Genomic DNA, 17,608 nt, shown 5'->3' with positions numbered 1-17,608 from the left:
CGTAATCCGGTTGTCCGGATAGGCGGAGCAAGTCTAAGGTTATACCGCAAGCCGTTTTCCGAAGCCCGAAAGAACCAGCGATGATCCGTGTATTGGTGGTCGACGATCACCCCGTCGTTTGCGAGGGCCTGAGCGCCATCATCGACAACGAAGAGGATCTGACGATTGCCGGTACCGCCGGCGATGGTATCGAAGCCGTGCATCAATTCTCGGCCCTTCGGCCCGACGTCACCTTGATGGACATGCAGATGCCCCGGGCAACCGGAGCCGAAGCCATCGCGACCATTCTGGCGGAGGCCCCATCGGCAAGGATCATTGTCCTGTCGACTTATGCCGGGGATGCCTCGGCGGCGCGCGCGCTCAAGATCGGCGCGGCCGGCTACATGCTCAAGAGCAGCGCCCGCAAGGTCATAGCCCAGGCGATCCGCGATGTGCATGCGGGAAAACGCTTCATCGATGCCGCAGTCGCCTCGGAAATCGCCATTCATGTCGGCGAGCGGTCCCTGACACCGCGCGAAACGCAAGTCCTCGCCGAAGCGGCCAGAGGCAACGGCAACCGAGAGATCGCACGGCTCCTGGGCATTTCCGAGGAAACCGTGAAAGACTACTTCAGAACCGCCTATGCAAAGCTCAATGTCTCCGACCGCACCCATGCGGTCATGGAAGCCTTACGGCGCGGCATGCTGACGATCTGAACGGCCCGGGAACAAAGCCGCAAGGCGAGCGGGGAAGGCTTTTCGCCCCGGCACCCGAACCCGTACGGAAGTGCCCCGTCCCGGCCTCGATTCCACCGTCAACCGGGCCCCGATGCTTTCGGCCCGCTTTCGCATCGCAATGAGACCGTAACCGGAAGCGGCATCCCTGGCGCTTTCGAAACCGGAACCGTCATCGGCAACGACAACGTCCAGCACGCGCGGGCCGAACCCGATCTCGACCGTCACGGTCCGCGCATGGGCATGCCGCGCGGCGTTGAACAGCGCTTCCGCCACGATCTCGCGAACCTCGCGGATGACCACGACCTCGACCGAACGAGGGTGCCCGGTTACCGAGACGGAGCGCTCCACATCGGCGGCAAACGGCATTTCCATCATGACCTGTCGCAACAGGACATCGAGATCGGCGGGGCTGTCCTCCAGATGCAGGTTGTGGACACGCTGCTTGCCCTCCGCAATCAATGCATCGGCCCTGTCGAGGCTTTGCTCCAGTTCCTGTCGATTGGGATCGGGAGCCTGCATCCGGGAGGTGATCGCCTGTATCCGCATGACCAGCCCCTGCATCCCTTGCAGCAGGGTGTCGTGAATGTCGCGGGCAATGCGCTCACGCTCGTTCGCGCGTTCGGCCGCCTGGCTGCGAAGCCGCCGCGCGACCTGTGCGACACGCCAGCGCACGGCGAGCCAGGGACCAAGCAACAGGAACAGCGCGGCCGACGCTGCGAACCACCAGGTCTGCCAGAAATGCGGCGCCACCTCGATCTCGATGCTCTGTCCCTGATGGTTCCAGACGCCGTGAGAATTGGCACCGACGACCTCGAGCCGGTAATGGCCCGGAGGCAACCGCGTGAACATCGCCGCGCGCTGCTCGCTGGCATCGACCCACTCGCCGTCCAGGCCTTTCAATCGGTAGCGCAGGCGCGTCGCCATGGGATTGTCGAAATCGACGACGGCAAGCTGGACCCGCAGCCGTCCGGTTCCGGGCGGCAGTTCCACCCTGCCCGCCACCGGCATGACCCGGTCATCGGCCTCGATCGCCGTCACCAGCACCCGCGGCGGCGGCCCGTCAGGCGGAGCGGTGGCGGGATCGAATACGGCGATCCCATTGCTCGTCGAAACCCAGACGCGTCCGTCGCCGTCGGCGGATAGGCCTGACATGTTCGCGTAATTCGGCGGCCCCGGCACCCCGTCGGCAGCCCGGAAGATGCGCACATCGGGCTGGAAATGCGGATCGACGAATGTGCGATCGAGATCGGCCGTCCGCAGGCGCACGACCCCGCTGCTGATCTGAAGCCATGTGTCACCGCGCGGCGTCTGCACGATACCGGCAACGAAATTGAGCCAGGGAAAGCGTGCGCTCGAAACGACCTTGACCGACCGGCCGTCGAACCGACCGAGTCCGCGGTCACCGCCCAGCAGTATCGCCTCCCCGCTGCGATACTGCGCTTCGATGAAGCCGAGCGTATTGTCGGCCCGGCGCCAGACGATCCGGGAATGCGCGCCGTCAGTCAGCCACAGATTGCCGTTGCCGATATAGGCAAGCACCCAGCCGTCTCGCCACGCGGCATAAGTCCCGATCGAATAGCCCGAATCCTCCCCGAGAGGGACTGCGGCCGTGCGCCCCGCTTCAAGAAGCGCCAGTCCACGATCGCCAGCCCCCCACAGGCGCCCCCGCTCGTCCTCGAGGCATCCGGTGAGACCCAGTTCTTTCGCCAGCCGTGCCGCGCCAGGGTCAAGACGAACCGACGCCGCGGAAGGCCCGCCGATGCGCGCGAGACGATCCGTTCCGTTGAACACCCAGACGCCTCCGGACCCTGCCGCGCAGGGCGCCGCCCCACCGGGCCGCGCCCCCGGCCAGGAAACGAGGCCGCCTCTATAGTCGGACCGAAACAGCCGGTCGTGCCGCCAGGCCCAGACCGCTCCCCTCCCGTCGACGGTCGCGAATGCCGGCGATCGGTTCTCGACCGTGTTGTTGGCCCCCGCCAGAACCGGGACGAAGGAACTCCGACTGAAGCGTTCGAGCCCCTGGCTCGTCCCGATCCAGAATGCCCCTTCGCGATCGACCATCGAGGGCAGCGCGCTCAGCGGCAGGAAGGATGCGGTCAGCGCATAGCCGCTGGGCCAAGCGCCGATCCGCTCGGCATGCCCGGACGCTCCGATTGCGTAACGCTCCAGCACGTTGTCGCCCTGCAATACCCAGAAGTGCCGGGCATCCTCGAACCGGACCGGCGCGTCGCCCCTGCGGGCAAAGCCTGTGATCGCCAAGGCATCGCCACCGATCCCGATGCCGGGAAGCAGCTGGGTGAGGCGGCTCTTCCCCACCAGCCAGACGCGGCCGTCCGGGCTGCCGGCAAGGCTGGAGAAACGGATTCCGCGCGTGACAACGTGCGCACGGCGATCCCTTGCCGAGATCGCGATGAGCCGGTCTCCGACGATGAGCCAGAGAGTTCCGTCGCCGCCGACCGCACTGCCATAGAACAGATCGGCCTCGAATTCGGTCCACGACACCCACTTGCGATCGACGAGGCGCGCGACATAGACTTGGCGGCCGTCGCTGCCCACGGCCCAGGCCGCCCCGGCACGATTGGTCGGCAGAGCCCAGACCGTGCTTATCCGCAGGCCGGTCTGAGCAAGATGCAGTCCGCCGCGTACGAGCGATAGCCCTCCGTAGTCGTGCCCTACCCACAGATCGCCGTCGTCGGTCGCCAGCAGGGGGCCGATCGCATCCGCCTGGATCGGTTTCGTGCTGGAGGGCGCCAACCGCGTGAAACTCCGGCCATCGTACCTGTAGAGTCCGTCGCTGGCGCCGATCCACAGGATTCCATCCGGCGTCTGCGCCAGCGCCCGAACTCCGGCCGGTGCCCCTTCGCGCGGCCCCGTGAAGCTGCGTTGCCAGCCCTGCATGTCCAGCCGGGCCTGCATGTCCACCGGGGAAAGTGGCGGGGTTCCGGCCTCTGCTGCACACAAGAAGCACGGCGCGCACAGCAGGACGAACCGCAACGGCCGCCAACCCTGCCGCCGTCGGATCGAACCCGGTCCGCCTGTCCGTTGCACCGCGTTCGGCACCCTTCCAATTTCCCCTTCACCCGAGCGGCGACGCAGCACGGCACGATCGCACCTAGCACCGCTCCGCCGTGCACGCACTCATGCTCGGGTATGAAACCGGAACGAACCTCCGGCCCCGCTCCATTCACACCCGCGTATAATTGTCCGGCCCCCGGCATCCGCTTTAGGCAACGAGGCGATCGGAAGGCTTTTCAATGAAATGTACACGCCCCTTGCAACCGCCCCCCTCCGTGGCGATCGTCGATGACGAAGAATGCGTCCGCACGGCACTCGCCGGACTGCTGCGGTCGATCGACGTGCGTTCGGAGCTGTTCGAAAGCGGCCTTGGCCTGCTCGAACACGACTTGAGCCGGTTCATCATCGTCCTGAGCGATATCCAGATGCCGGGACTTTCCGGTATCGATCTGCTCGACCGTATCCACGCCCTGGCGCCCGATCTTCCGGTAGCGCTGATGACCGCCTTTCCCGATGCCGAATGGCGCCGACGCGCCGAGGAAAAGGGCGCCTACAGTTTCCTCGCCAAGCCGCTCGATGCCGATGCCGTCATCGCCATGATCGAAAGTCTGCTGGACTCGACCGGAAAAGCCTAGCCATGGTCACGCCCTTCACGGACAGGACCCGAGTTTCTCTGGCGGCTCTGACAGCGGGAGCCGTATTCGCAATCGATACGTTCACCCGCCTGCAAAGCGCCGTCGCCGTGCTTTATGCGCTGGTGTTGCTGATTGCCGACGATGGGGCTGCGCGGTCGCGTGCTTCTCGCTGGGCCTATCCCTGCGCCGCTCTTGCCGTCATCAGCTTTCTCCTCAGCCACGGCGGCCGAGCCGACACCGACGAAATGCTGCGCCTCGTGGCAAGTCTGGCCGCCATCACCATCGCCGCCCTGCTGCTTGCCCGCAGCGCCCGGCTTCGCGAGCAAGTCCGGGCAAGCGACGTCCGTTACGAAACGATCTTCAACTCGGTTGCCCTTGCCATCTGGGAGCATGATTTCACGCAAGTCATGGCCGAACTGAATGCTCTCAAGGCAAGCGGCGTCGATGATCTGGAAGCCCATCTGCGAGCCCATCCCGGCCACGTCACGCACTTGTGCGGCCTGGTCAGGATCAGCCATGCCAACGATGCGGCCAGGCGGCTGCTGGATATCGACGGCGATGCGGTTTTCTTCGAGCGTCTGGCCGATTTCCTGCCTGAAGAGGATCGAAGTTTCGTGCAGGGCCTGCTCGCCCTCGACCGGCGCAGCCCGACGTTCGAGACCGAATGCCGGGTCCGCACCGCCCGGGGCGATATCGTACCCATCTTCATTGCGATGCGATTGCCGACCGACGGCAACGGCTACGATCGCATCTGCGGCAGCGTGCTCGATCTCACCGAGCGCAAACGCATGGAAAAGAGCCTTGAATCGGCCCGTCAGGAGCGCGACGAAGCCCTGCACAGAGCGATCATCGGCGGCCTGTCCACGTCGATTTCGCACGAGGTCAGCCAGCCGCTGTCGTCGATCAACGCCTATCTCGCCGCCGCGCGCCGCTGGCTCGACAGACGCCCCCCGGATGTCGCCGAAGCGCGCCGGGTGATCGCGCAGGCGCAACATGCCGGGGCAGATGCGACCCAGGTCATTGCCCAGGTCCACGAAGTCGTGGAACGCGGTCGTCTGGAACGAACGCTGCTGCCTTTCGACCCGCTCGTCCTGCGCGTGGTCGAGGTAATCCAGGCTGAGCATCCGGGAGCCTCGTTCGATCTGGCGTCTGAAGACGGCGACACGCACATCCTGGGCGAGGTCCAGCTGCTGGAGCAGCTCGTCTGCAGCCTGATCGGCGGCGCCCTGAACGCCTCGCACTGCGCCGAAGGCGAAAGGGCAATCAGGATCGCGACATCTGCCGACGGTTCCTACATGCGACTTCGCATCACCTGTAGCACCGCCACGGAATCGGCATTCCCCAAGGTTTCGGATCGACAGCCCGCGCACCTCTCCGCCGGAAGCCTCAGTCTTTGCCGCGCCATCGCCCAGTTTCATGGCGGCTCGATCCGGGTCACCCGCAACTGCGCCGGAACGGGCATCGACATCGAACTCGAACTCCCCCGTGCCTGATGCGCAGGTGATTTCGATCATCCCCGCGTATAAAAGCATTTCCCGAAGCCATGGCATAAGCCCGTCCGATCCCAGGCCCAACGCCAACGGCGGCACGGAGATTTCATGTCCACCAGAAAACCGGTTCCTCCCGGCCCCATCCTCGTCATCGCCGGTATCGCCGCCCTGCTCGTGCTGGCCTTCCTGTGGGCGGCCGGATGGATCGGCCCCAGGCGCATCAACGGCGGCGACGTCACCCGCGCGCTTGAGTACAATACCGGGAAGAAGCAGCCCGGCTTCCGCCGCGCCCACGCCAAAGGCCTCTGTCTTTCGGGCAACTTCGCCGCCAACGGTGCCGGAAGCGCAGTATCGACAGCCCAGGCATTCGAACCCGGCACATATCCCGTGATCGGGCGCTTCTCGGTCGCAGGCGGCAATCCGCTGGCCACCGATGGACGCAATGTCTTCCATTCGATGGCCCTGCTCCTGAAGACCCCCGACGGCCAGGAGTGGCGCATGGCTATGGACCATACACCCATCTTCCCGGTATCGAACGCGGCGGGCTTTATCGCCCTGCAACGCGCCTCGCGCCCCGATCCGGCGACGGGCAAGCCCGATCCGGCGAAAATGAAGGCCCTGATCGCGGAGTATCCCTCGGTAAAGGCATTCCAGGACTATCTCGCCAAGGCCGTGCTGCCGAGCAGCTTCGCCAATGCGACCTATTACGCGATCAATGCCTTCACCATGACCGACAGCGCAGGGCAAAGCCGTTTCGTGCGCTGGCAGTTCACCCCGGAGGCACCGCTCAGCGGGCTGGACAAGGCCCATCTGGACACCCTGCCCCGCGATGCCCTCTTCCGCGAGATGATCGAGCGGACGGCAAAGGGTCCCTCGCGCTGGCACCTGATCCTGACGCTCGCCAACCCCGGCGACCGGACCGACGACGCCACCGTGGCGTGGTCCGGACCGCACCGGACAATCGACGCCGGTGTCCTCACCGTCGACAAGGTCATGCCCGAGGAAGTCGGCGCCTGCCGCGATCTCAACTTCGATCCCACGATCCTGCCGACCGGCATCGGCCTGTCCGATGACCCGCTGCTGGCGGCACGGTCGAAAGTCTATTCCTCCTCCTTCCTGCGACGAGCCGAGGAAGGCCCGCATCCAAGCGCGGTCGGGGGCGATCTTGCCAAAGCCCCTGCCGGTCAGGAGTCTGCGCGATGAACCGCCCTCCCCACGATTTCCATCCGCTGCTGCGCGTGGTTCACTGGCTCATGGCGGCCCTGATCCTCGCCATGCTGTTCATCGGTGTCGGCATGGTCTCCACCACCGGCCCCGCCTACACGACGCTGCTGGAGCTGCACCGGCCGGTCGGCATCGCGATCCTGATCCTGGTGCTGCTACGCCTTCCGCTGCGCCTCGCCACAGGTTCGCCGCCGCTGCCTCTGGACCTGCCGCCCATGCAAGTGCTGGCGGCGAAGGGTTCGCATGTGCTGCTCTATGCCAGCATGGCGGCCATGCCGCTGATCGGATGGGCCATGCTGGCCGCCGGCGGCTATCCGGTGGAAGTGTTCCCCGGTCTGATACTGCCGCCCATCGCGCCGCACGACTTGCGGCTCTACGCCGTGTTGCGGCAGGCGCATACGGTGATCGCGGTGCTGTTCTTCGCCCTTATCCTCGCCCACCTCTGCGCCGCACTGTTCCACGGCCTGATCCGCAAGGACGGCGTGCTGCGCAGCATGACCGTGGGAACGCCGCCAAGCCCTCCGGAACCTTCGCAAGACAATAGCGAAATCTCGGACCTGGCCGTATATCGCTCCACCGAAAGTCCGGGTATCGCGGATGTTTCGGCATCCCAGCCCAAGGCGGACGAATGACTTCGGCACCCGATTTTCCAGAATCCGACCCCGGCACTCAGGCTCATCGCTATCACCGGATCTTCGAGGCGACGGTCGTCGCGTTCTGGGAAATCGATCTGGCCGACATGCAGGCCATGCTGGCCGAAAGGTGCCGGGAGACCGGACTGGAACCCGCCGACTACGTCCGGGCCAATCCTGCCTTCATCCGCCAATCGATCGACACCTGCCGCGTTCTCGACCTCAACACACGCGCGCAGGTGCTGTTCGGCGTCGACCGGGAAACCGCGCTAGCGACGCCTTTCGGGCACTGGTGTCCGCCCCAGGCGGAAACGATGCTGTTCGACAACCTCGTCGCCTATCTGACCGGCGAAGCAGGGTACGAGGGCGAAGCGCTGATGATGCGCGCGGACGGCTCGCTGTTCCCCGTCCATGTCAGCACGGCATTTCCGCAGGAGCCGGTATCGCCCCCGGCAGGCACTTTCGCCATCATGGACATCAGCGACCGCATCGAGCGCGAGGAGGCGCTGGCCAGGCTCAATACCGAGCTGATCCGGGCAGCCCGCGTCGCCACTCTGGGCGAACTGGCCGCTTCCATCGCCCATGAAGTCAACCAGCCTCTCACCGCGCTGGTCGCGAACGGGAATGCGGCCCTGCGCTGGCTCAGGCGGCCGACACCCGACCTGGAGGAAGCGATCGATGCCATTTCCCGCATCGTCGAGGACGGCACCCGCGCCAGCGAAGTGCTCGCCCGCACCCGTCGCATGGCGACGAAGGGAGACGGCGACCGCGCACCGCACGATCTCGCCACGATCATAGACGAAGCGCTCGCGATAAGCCGCTGGCAACTGGGCAGCCTCGGCGCGGAAGTCGACGTGGATATCGCTGCGGGCGTTGGCAGGGTGCAGGTCGACAAAGTGCAGATCCAGCAGGTGCTCATCAACCTGCTGGTCAATGCCGCGCAGGCCATGACCGCGATCCCCGCGCCGCGCCGGATAGCCCTTTCCGCTCGCGTGGAGGGCACCTTCATGGTGGTTCACGTCGATGACCAAGGTCCCGGCATCCCCGAAACCCTGGGCCAGCAGATCTTCAACGCCTTCTACACGACCAGGCCCGGCGGCATGGGCATGGGCCTTTCGATAACCCGCACGATCGTCGAAGCCCATGGCGGCTCGATCCTGGCGACCGCCGCAGCGGGGGGCGGTGCCAGCTTCCGGTTCACATTGCCCCGAGCGGGCTGAACGCCGCCGATCCTTCGCCCTCGTCCGGCCGTTGCGCAGCGGCGATCGGGATATCGACCGTGAAAGTACAGCCCGGTCCTGCGTTGTTGCAGGCAGCGATCGTGCCGCCGTGGGCCTCGACGATTCCCTTGGACACGGACAGGCCCATGCCCATGCCGTCGGCCTTGGTCGTGAAGAACGCCTCGAACAGACGAGCTGCACCGACAGCATCCAACCCCTGCCCCGTATCGACCACCCGAACGATCGCGCGCGCGCCCTGGGCCTGGCAATGGACTTCGACCGTCCGTTCCTGACAGGCGCCTCCGGCCATCGCCTGAGCGGCATTGACGATGAGATTGATGACGACCTGTTGCAGTTGCACCCGGTCGCCCAGAATCCGAAGCGGGACCTCGCAGCCGTGAAGCGTGCAGGATCCACCCAGGATGCCGATCTGCCGCCGCGTGATCTCGATCGCTTCCTCCAGCGTCCTCCTCAGTTCGAAGACGGTACGCTCGCCGCTGCCTTTCATCGCCATGGCGCGCGTACGCGCGATGATCCGGGACGCGCGCTCTCCCTCCAGGATCATGTGGCCGATGGCCGCGCGCGCTTCGTCAAGGTCAGCCACCGGCCTGTTCAGCCAGCGTAGCGCCGCATTGCCGTTCGCCATGATCGCACTCAGCGGCTGGTTGATCTCATGGGTGATGGATGCCGCCAGTTCCCCCAGGATCGAGACGCGGCCCGCGTGGGCAAGGTCAAGCTGCGCGCGGGCAAGCGCCTTTTCCCGGGCGATCCGCTCGCTGATATCGACGAGCCCGACCACGACGAAGACCTGTTCTTCCGGCCGCTTCGGATAGGCGGCGCTCAAGACCACGTCGAGGTGGGAGCCGTCCTTGCGGCGTACCACGGTCTCCGCCTCATGACTGGCCTTGCGGGCGATGTAATCGAGAAAGACACGGTTCCACACCCCCATCGTCTCGTCCGGGCACCAGAGACCCAGCGGCTTCCCCACCGCTTCGGCAGGCGCCACGCCCAGCATCTGGCATGCCTTTTCGTTGAGACCGACGATCGGCGTGCGATCGAGCACGCGCCTGACTACCGTGATATCGGACGCGATGTGGGCGGCAATGTCACCCACCTCGCTCTCCAGTTCGGCCATGACCCGGCGAACCCCGCGAAGATCGATCTCCACGAAGCCGACGATCGTGCCGTCGAACACGCTGTGAAACCGGTTCTGCTCGCGCGAGAGATCGAAGACGAGGGTATGGAAGCCCTCGAACCGCCCCTCGGAAAATCTCGGAACGTAGCGGATCGCCGCCTCGCGTGCGCCGCCGCTGCAGTGCGGGACTTCGGCCTCGAACGAAACCGTCTCGCCTGCGGCCACGCGTTCCAGCCAGGGCGCCCGCTCGGCATAGAGCGCTTTACCGAGAAAGTCGCGCATATGGCAGCCGACAAGCTGTGCCGGCGTCCTGCCGTACCAGTGGATATGATGATCGTTGGCGAAACGGCAGACATGCCCGGCATCGAAGAACGAGATCAGGGCGGGAACCGCATCGGCCGTCGAGACACCGTAGTCGCCGGTCCCGGACTCTGATCTTGTGTCCAACATTCCGGCGAGCCTCGCAACATTCGTCTGGAGCCGCGCGGACAGGGACCTTTCGGCCCGGAACCGACTAGCGGCAGGCAGCGCAATGATATTGCCCGGCTGCGATCGCAACAATCGCGCGCTCGCGGGGACGGATTGCCCCCCCGAACGGGGGGATGCGAACACGATGGCCGTCGCCTATCACGGCGCTCATACCCGTGTATGAGGTTCGCGCAGCCCCGGGATAGGCCACATTGACCCGCGTCATGCGGATACGCCGCAGAGAAGGGGATCGAACTCGTGGAACAGCCTACCGACGACCATTGCGAACCGCCGACATCTACGGTGCGCATGAAAGAATTGCTTGAGCGCAATCTCCGCGAAGTGTTCGGCGAGAACGATCCCGACCGCCGGCGAGCGGCCCTGAACGAACTCTGGACCAACGACTGCGCGCTGCATGTTCCCCCCGGCGTCATCCGGGGCCGCGAGGCGATCGATGCCTTCGCCGGCCAGCTTCGTGCCACGCATCCCGATTACGCCTATACGCCGATCGGCGAGCCGCAAACCCTGCACGATGCAGGCCGGATTGCCTGGGGCTCCGGTCCGGTCGGCGAACTTCCCCGCTACACCGGGTGGGATGTCGTGATCGCCAGGAACGGCCGGATCGCCACCCTGATCGTCTTCCTCGACGGCGGCGGTGAATGACGATGCAAAATCCGAAATCGCCCGCAGACTGGACGCAGACGGCAAAAGCGTGACATGACCCTGCCCACCATGACCGTTACCGACGAAGTTCAGACGATCCACGTCGTCGATGACGACCCTTCGATCCGCATCGCGCTCGACGGCCTGTTCCGGTCGGTCGGCTACACGGTTCGCACGTTTGCCAGCGCTGCGGATTTCATGGCCTGCGGATGCGCGAAAGCGGCCGGATGCGTGATCCTCGACGTGCGGCTGCCCGGCGTCAGCGGGCTGGACTTCCAGGTCCAGCTTGCCGAAGCGGGGGTGCAGATGCCGGTCATCCTGATGACCGGCCACGGCGATATCCCGATGAGCGTGCGCGGGATGAAGGCAGGTGCGGTCGACTTCCTGCCCAAACCCTTTCGCGAACAGGACATGCTGGACGCCGTGACCACCGCGCTGGCCCGCGATGCCCGGCAGCGCGCCGAGCGGCAGGGTTTCGAGGAACTGCGCGATCGCTATGCCCTGCTGTCGCCGCGCGAGCGCGAAGTCATGGGCTTCGTCGCCCAGGGCCGGATGAACAAGCAGATCGCCTGGGACCTCGAACTCAGCGAAATCACCGTCAAGATCCATCGCGGCAATGCCATGCGCAAGATGGGCGCCAGGAACCTGGCAGACTTCGTGAAGATGGCGGAAGCCGTGAAGAGCGTCCTGTAACGCAGCCGTGCCCACAGCCGTTTATACCCGCGTATGATGCCCTGATCTGCGCGTATCAAATGCCCATACGCGCGCCTGAACGCACTGCCGCGCTTCCTTTCCTATCATCGTCATGCCCAGCGTCGCCCGTCCAGGACGACGACCGGGCTTGACCCTTGGAAAGGACCATCGAAATGCCGACCAATGAAGACGTGATCCGCTCGCTCTACGCCAGCGCCGAAGGTAGCGACAGGGACACCGCCCGGTTCGTTTCCCTGTTCACCGAGGACGGCTACTTCTGGGATGTCGCCGCCGGGCAGAAGTACTACGGCAAGGAAATCGGCGACACTGTAGACATCTATGCCGAAGCCTTTCCGGACATGCATCGCAAGCTGGAGAAGTTCATCGTGCACGGCGATATCGTGATCGTCGAACTCAGTCTCAACGGCACGCACCGCGGCGATCTGCGCCTTCCGGCAGGAACGATCAAGGCCACGGGCAAGGAAATTCACACCCCGTGCTGCGACGTGTTCCACTTGCAGGACGGCAAGGTCGCCTCGTTCCACTGCTACACCGCAGCCACGATTCTCCTGGCTCAACTCGGGGTATTCGGCAACCTCGAAGCCGCGCTGGAACATTGATACGGCCGATCTCTGAGCGCGTTTTCAAACGAACTCCATAAGTTTCGTTTGCATTTTCGTTTAACCGATATATTTTCGAATAACGAAAGCCAACGGATCGACAAGAGAGCGCCATGACGTCCCCCGCCCGCACCTTGCAGGACGAAGCCTACGATCTGATGATCGTCGGCGGCGGCGTGAACGGTGCGGGCATCGCCCGCGATGCCGCCGGGCGCGGCCTTTCGGTCCTGCTGGTCGAACAGGACGATCTCGCCAGCCATACCTCCTCGGCCTCGACCAAGCTGATCCACGGCGGCCTGCGTTACCTCGAATACTATGAGTTCCGGCTTGTCCGGGAAGCCCTGATCGAGCGTGAGCGGCTGTTGGGCATGGCGCCGCACATCATCTGGCCGCTGCGCTTCGTCCTGCCGCAGTCGCTTTCCCCGCGTCCGGCATGGATGGTTCGCCTCGGCCTGTTCCTCTACGACCACCTCGGCGGCCGCAAGAATCTGCCCGGCACGGAGACGCTCGATCTCGACCGCAGCCCGCGCGGAAGCGGCCTGAAAGCGCAAAATTCGAAAGGGAAAGGAAAAGCCTTTGCCTATTCCGACTGCTGGGTCGAGGACAGCCGCCTCGTCGTGCTCAATGCCATGGATGCCGCCGCACGCGGCGCCCGGATCGAGACCCGCACCCGCCTGACCGATGCCGTCAGCGAGAACGGCGGCTGGGTCGCCACGATCGAGAGCGAACAGGGCACGCGCCAAGTCCGCGCCCGGATGCTGGTCAATGCCGCCGGTCCCTGGGTCGATGCCCTGCTGCGCCGGATCGGCCGCGCCAGGGACGATCGCGGGGTGCGGCTCGTCAAGGGCAGCCACATCGTCGTCCCGCGTCTCTATGACGGCGAACATGCCTTCATGCTGCAGAACCCCGACCGCCGCATCGTCTTCGCGATCCCCTACGAGCGCGAATTCACGCTGATCGGCACGACCGACGAACCCTGGACCGAAGCACCCGGCAAGGCGACGATCAGTCAGGGCGAGATCGACTACTTGTGCAAAACCGCCAATCGCTATTTCGAGCGGCAGGTCAGCCCGCAGGACATCGCCTGGAGCTATTCCGGCATCCGCCCGCTCTACGACGATCATGCCGCCAACGCCTCGGCAGTGACGCGCGACTACGTGCTCGACTTCGAAAAGGGCGATGCGCGGCAGGCGCCGATGCTGTCGATCTTCGGCGGCAAGATCACGACCTTCCGCAAGCTCGCGGAACACGCGATGGAGCATATCGCCCAGCTCTTCCCGCAAGTGTCCATGCCCTGGACCGCCGGTGTCGTGCTGCCGGGCGGCGATATCGCGGGCGGTGATTTCGAGCGCTTCGTCGCCGATCTGATTGCAGCCTATCCGCAGATGCCCCGCGATCTGCTGCGCCGCCTCGCCCGGGCTTACGGAACGCGCACGTCCGAGATCCTGGGGCAGGCCCGTACCCCGGCCGACCTCGGCCGGGACTTCGGCCGCGGCCTTCATGCCCGCGAAATCGACTACCTCGTCGAAGCTGAATGGGCGCGCACTGCCGAGGATATCCTGTTCCGCCGCAGCAAGCTGGGCCTGCACGTGGCGCCCGGTACTGCCGAAGCAATCGATGCCTGGCTAAGCCGCACAGCCGAGGCGCGCTAAAGGTCTGCCCGAAAGGCGACAAGACGGGGAAACATGATCGAGACCACTGCGGATACCAACGGCGACATCGTCGCCCAGCGCCGCGCCCATATCCTGACCATTGCGCGCGGCGCGGGCAGCGTCAGCGTGGACGATCTAGCCGAGCGCCTCGGCGTGACCCCCCAGACGATCCGCAAGGACCTGAACGTGCTGGCGGGGCAATCGCTGCTCTCGCGCGTGCACGGCGGCGCGCTCATCACGTCGGGCGTGGACAATCTCGCCTACGACAAGCGCCGCGACGTCGCCTCGGACGCGAAAGCGCAGATCGGTGCCGCCGCCGCCGCGCTAATCCCGGACGGCGCCTCGCTCTTCGTCAATATCGGCACGACCACCGAGGCCGTCGCCGCCAATTTCACGCATCACCGCAACCTGATGGTGATCTCCAACAACCTCAACGTCATAGATACCCTGTCGAGCCATCCGTCGCTGGATCTCGTCAGCGTCGGCGGCAAAGTGCGCACCGGCGACCGCGCCGTGGTCGGCGCGCTCGCCATGCGCTTCATCGAGAACTTCCGCGTGGACTATGCGCTGATCGGCATTTCCGCGCTCGACAGCGACGGCAGCCTGCTGGACTTCGCGATCGACGAAGTGGAAGTCTCGCAGACGATCATCCGCAATGCCCGCAAGGTGATTCTCGTGGCCGATTCCTCGAAAGTCGGCCGCTCGGCGCCGGTGCGGGTCTGCGGTATGGAAGCCATCGACTTCTTCGTCTGCGACCGCCTCGCCGATCCCGACTTGCGCGGCGCCTGCGAGCGAAACGGCGTCAACCTGATCGAAACGCAGCTCTACGAGGCCTGAGGCGTCCGATCGAGCGCCAGCAGGGCGAAGGTCGCCAGCCAGTGCTCACCCATGTAGTCGCCCGCCAGATGGGGCAACGCGGCCTGCAAATGCCGTTCGGCGATCTCTTCCCCCGCCTTGCGAACGAAGTGGTCCTCCGGCAGGCGTGCCGCGATCTGCCGCCAGCACCAGGCGCGGCTAAGGTTCAACCCGTCGAGATGGGCGATCTTGCCGTCGGTCCGGTCCGAAACGAAGGCGGGCACCAGCAGGGTCTCGGGGCGGCCTTCGGCAATATCGGGAAGGAAGGCGTCGAACCAGTCTGCGAACGTGGCCGGAGCAAGCACGCGGCTCATCGCCAGCGCTTCGGTCAAAGTGGGTGAGAGGAACTCGTCGCCGGACGGCTCCCAGGCCTGTGCGGCGCGATCCCCTCCGAACCAGTCGCCGAGACGGCTTTCGATCAGGGCGGCAAGACCGCTGCGCCGATCCTTCGCCCATTCGTGCGCCAGAACGAGCGCAAAGGCCGAATTGCTGTGGATGCCGTGGCGGATCGGATAAGTCAGCTTGGGAAGGTGATCCTCGAAGCGCTGCGCGAAGATATCGGCCAGCGGTGCGAGAGCATCGGCCCAGTCCCGGCGCTCGTGCAACGAGAGTTCGTGATGGAACGCAAGCAGCCAGGCCCAGCCGTAAGGGCGCTCGAAGCCCTGCGACAGCGGGCGGGCAAGATAGGCGACCTCCCCGGCGATCTTCTCCGGCACGAGCATGGCATCGGCGCGCGCCCGGATGACCTCGGCTTCGGGAATCTGCGGGAACAGGCGAAGCAAACGCATGACCTGCCACCAGCCATGGACGCAGCTATGCCAGTCGAAACTGCCGTAGAACACCGGATGGAGCGCCGAAGGCGTCTGCGCATCGTCCGGTCCATTCAGCATATGGTCGAGCTTGTTGGGATATTCGCGGCCGAGGTGGCCCAGCGTGAGCTGCGCGAAATGCGAAGCATGCTCCGCCGTCAGGATCGTGGTCATCGGGAGAACCCCAGGAAATAGAGGAGAAGGATATTGGCCGCCAGCATCGCGAACGCCGTGGGCGCCTGGGCGCGGATGACGCCGTATGGGTCACGCAAGTTCAGCAAGGCGGCCGGAACAAGATTGAAGTTGGCCGCCATCGGCGTGAGAAGCGTGCCGCAGAAGCCCGCGAGCATACCGATCGCCGCCACGGCGGCCGGGTCGCCATGCTGCACGGTCACGAGCAAGGGTGCGCCCATCGCCGCGAACATGACGGGAAACGCGGCCAGCGCATTGCCCATCAGCACCGTCAGCAGCGCCATGCCCGTGCAATAGAGCGCCACTTGCGCAAAGAGGCTGCCTCCGGTGTCCACATGGTCGAGCAGGCTGCCAACCGCCGTTCCCATCCCGGCCGCTGCGTAGATGATCCCGAGGCTTGCCAGAAGCTGGGGCATCAGGATCGCCCAGCCGAGGCCGTCGGCCAGCCGCACGCCCTCGCGCAAGGGCGCGTCGGCGCGGGTGCGGAACCAGACCATGCAGATCACGGTAGAGGCCAGCGCTCCCAGCCCCAGCGAGACGAGCGTGGCGTCGGACGCCTTGACGATCCCCGGCACCGACTTGAACAGCACCGTCCCGGCCAGCGCGATGGCAGGGATCGCCAGTGCGGGGAGGAACAGGCGATTGCCATAGTGCGAAGCGGCAGCTTCCTGCCCGTCCTCATTCGAGGCCGGTGCCGCGCCGGTGCGGCCCGAAGCCGCCACCGCGACGATGACGATCGCCAGCACGCCATTGGCCATGTCGCCGATATAGTCGCCGAGCAGGAAGCTCAACGCGATCAGCCCCCAGAGCAGGGCCGTGGCGCGGCCCTTGCGGTCCCGCCGGTGAAGCGCCGTGACCAGCGCGAAGCCGAGGAACATCGCGCCTGCCAGCGCATAGACAAGCTCAAGCCCGATCACGCGGTTTCACCCAAGGAAGACTTGCGACCGCGGTCCAGCAGCAGCACGCGCCCGCCATGGATCAGCAGGGCGGCGATCGCGGTCGGCACCGCCCACATCGACAGCGCGAACGGCTCGGCCTTCATGCCGTAGCCTTCCATCACGCCTTTCATCAGCAGGATCGAGCCGATCGCCAGGAAGATGTCCTCGCCGAAGAACAGGCCGACATTGTCGGTCGCCGCCGCCAGAGCCTTGGCACGATCGGCATCGATCTGCGCGCCCTCCTTGTCCGCCGCCGCTTCCGCCATCGGCCCGAGCATCGGCCGGACCATCGTGACCTGCCCGCCAAGCTGGGTGAGGCCCACGGCGGAGGTCAGTTGGCGCGCCAGCAGATAGGCGAACAGCAACCGCCCCAGCGTGATGCCGCGCAGTCCCCGCATCAACTGCTTGGCGCGTTCCTGCAAGCCGTGCCGTTCGAGCAGCCCGATCGTCGGAATGACGAGGAAGACCGCGGTGACGAACTTGTTGGCGTTGAAGGCCGCCCCGAACTGCGCGAGCAATTCGGGAAGCGGCAATCCCGCCGCCAGCCCGGCGGTCGCCGCCGAGGCCAGCACGACCGCCAGCGGATTGATCCGGGCCACCAGCCCGGCGACGAGAACGACGACGGCTAACAGAACCAGCATCTCGTACTTC

Annotated in this window: 16 protein-coding genes; 11 read left to right on the top strand and 5 right to left on the bottom strand. The window is 65.5% G+C overall.

Annotated features, from left to right (window positions below; all coding sequences use genetic code 11):
- Positions 1-80 precede the first annotated feature (80 nt).
- Positions 81-695 (top strand): response regulator transcription factor, encoded by a 615-nt coding sequence (locus V7066_RS17225; protein ID WP_334184213.1) that lies wholly within the window; start codon positions 81-83, stop codon positions 693-695.
- On the opposite strand, the gene V7066_RS17220 is transcribed toward V7066_RS17225, so the two are convergent.
- The gene (locus V7066_RS17220) at positions 669-3,632 is read right to left on the bottom strand and encodes a sensor histidine kinase (protein ID WP_334184212.1); all 2,964 of its coding nucleotides are present in this window, start codon (positions 3,630-3,632) and stop codon (positions 669-671) included. The two genes, V7066_RS17225 and V7066_RS17220, sit on opposite strands and share 27 nt — an antisense overlap.
- A gap of 338 nt (positions 3,633-3,970) precedes the next feature.
- Here V7066_RS17220 and V7066_RS17215 point away from each other — a divergent pair, with 338 nt between their 5' ends.
- The 5 genes from V7066_RS17215 (at position 3,971) to V7066_RS17195 (ending at position 8,932) form a co-directional block, all read left to right on the top strand.
- Positions 3,971-4,366 carry a response regulator gene (locus tag V7066_RS17215; protein ID WP_334184211.1) on the top strand — a complete coding sequence of 132 codons (396 nt, stop codon included), beginning with the start codon at positions 3,971-3,973 and terminating at the stop codon, positions 4,364-4,366.
- Positions 4,367-4,368: 2 nt separating this feature from the next.
- Positions 4,369-5,859 (top strand): hypothetical protein, encoded by a 1,491-nt coding sequence (locus tag V7066_RS17210; RefSeq protein ID WP_334184210.1) that lies wholly within the window; start codon positions 4,369-4,371, stop codon positions 5,857-5,859.
- A gap of 105 nt (positions 5,860-5,964) precedes the next feature.
- A complete protein-coding gene (locus tag V7066_RS17205) occupies positions 5,965-7,059 on the top strand; it encodes a catalase family peroxidase (protein WP_334184209.1) in 1,095 nt (364 codons plus the stop codon).
- Positions 7,056-7,712, top strand: a complete 657-nt coding sequence (locus V7066_RS17200; RefSeq protein WP_334184208.1) for a cytochrome b — start codon at positions 7,056-7,058, stop codon at positions 7,710-7,712. The genes V7066_RS17205 and V7066_RS17200 overlap by 4 nt, the downstream gene beginning before the upstream one ends.
- The gene (locus V7066_RS17195) at positions 7,709-8,932 is read left to right on the top strand and encodes a PAS domain-containing sensor histidine kinase (protein ID WP_334184207.1); all 1,224 of its coding nucleotides are present in this window, start codon (positions 7,709-7,711) and stop codon (positions 8,930-8,932) included. Before V7066_RS17200 ends, V7066_RS17195 begins: the two co-directional genes overlap by 4 nt.
- Here V7066_RS17195 and V7066_RS17190 read toward each other — a convergent pair.
- The gene (locus tag V7066_RS17190; protein WP_334184206.1) at positions 8,910-10,517 is read right to left on the bottom strand and encodes a PAS domain-containing sensor histidine kinase; all 1,608 of its coding nucleotides are present in this window, start codon (positions 10,515-10,517) and stop codon (positions 8,910-8,912) included. The genes V7066_RS17195 and V7066_RS17190 overlap by 23 nt on opposite strands.
- Before the next feature lie 327 nt (positions 10,518-10,844).
- Between V7066_RS17190 and V7066_RS17185 the strand changes: the two genes are divergently transcribed.
- The 5 genes from V7066_RS17185 to V7066_RS17165 all read left to right on the top strand — a co-directional run bounded on the left by V7066_RS17185 (position 10,845) and on the right by V7066_RS17165 (position 15,000).
- The gene (locus V7066_RS17185; RefSeq protein WP_334184205.1) at positions 10,845-11,198 is read left to right on the top strand and encodes a nuclear transport factor 2 family protein; all 354 of its coding nucleotides are present in this window, start codon (positions 10,845-10,847) and stop codon (positions 11,196-11,198) included.
- Positions 11,199-11,252: 54 nt separating this feature from the next.
- Positions 11,253-11,891 carry a response regulator transcription factor gene (locus tag V7066_RS17180; RefSeq protein WP_334184204.1) on the top strand — a complete coding sequence of 213 codons (639 nt, stop codon included), beginning with the start codon at positions 11,253-11,255 and terminating at the stop codon, positions 11,889-11,891.
- Between the two features lie 173 nt (positions 11,892-12,064).
- Positions 12,065-12,511, top strand: a complete 447-nt coding sequence (locus V7066_RS17175; protein WP_334184203.1) for a nuclear transport factor 2 family protein — start codon at positions 12,065-12,067, stop codon at positions 12,509-12,511.
- Between the two features lie 113 nt (positions 12,512-12,624).
- The gene (locus V7066_RS17170) at positions 12,625-14,163 is read left to right on the top strand and encodes a glycerol-3-phosphate dehydrogenase (RefSeq protein ID WP_334184202.1); all 1,539 of its coding nucleotides are present in this window, start codon (positions 12,625-12,627) and stop codon (positions 14,161-14,163) included.
- A gap of 33 nt (positions 14,164-14,196) precedes the next feature.
- Positions 14,197-15,000 (top strand): DeoR/GlpR family DNA-binding transcription regulator, encoded by an 804-nt coding sequence (locus V7066_RS17165; RefSeq protein WP_334184201.1) that lies wholly within the window; start codon positions 14,197-14,199, stop codon positions 14,998-15,000.
- On the opposite strand, the gene V7066_RS17160 is transcribed toward V7066_RS17165, so the two are convergent.
- From V7066_RS17160 to V7066_RS17150, 3 genes are read right to left on the bottom strand one after another with little or no spacing between them, the layout of a single operon-like run.
- The gene (locus V7066_RS17160; RefSeq protein ID WP_334184200.1) at positions 14,988-16,001 is read right to left on the bottom strand and encodes a DUF2891 domain-containing protein; all 1,014 of its coding nucleotides are present in this window, start codon (positions 15,999-16,001) and stop codon (positions 14,988-14,990) included. The genes V7066_RS17165 and V7066_RS17160 overlap by 13 nt on opposite strands.
- Positions 15,998-16,936, bottom strand: coding sequence for a 5-oxoproline transporter, DUF979 family subunit (locus V7066_RS17155; protein ID WP_334184199.1), 939 nt, complete (start codon positions 16,934-16,936; stop codon positions 15,998-16,000). Before V7066_RS17155 ends, V7066_RS17160 begins: the two co-directional genes overlap by 4 nt.
- Positions 16,933-17,598: a 5-oxoproline transporter, DUF969 family subunit gene (locus V7066_RS17150; RefSeq protein WP_334184198.1), complete on the bottom strand. Its 666-nt coding sequence runs from the start codon at positions 17,596-17,598 to the stop codon at positions 16,933-16,935. Before V7066_RS17150 ends, V7066_RS17155 begins: the two co-directional genes overlap by 4 nt.
- Positions 17,599-17,608 lie beyond the last annotated feature (10 nt).

The sequence above is a fragment of the Novosphingobium sp. genome (assembly GCF_036820275.1).
GTDB lineage: Bacteria > Pseudomonadota > Alphaproteobacteria > Sphingomonadales > Sphingomonadaceae > Novosphingobium.
The sequence above is the reverse complement of the archived record's forward strand: the minus strand, read 5'-3'. Positions and strand labels throughout refer to the sequence as shown.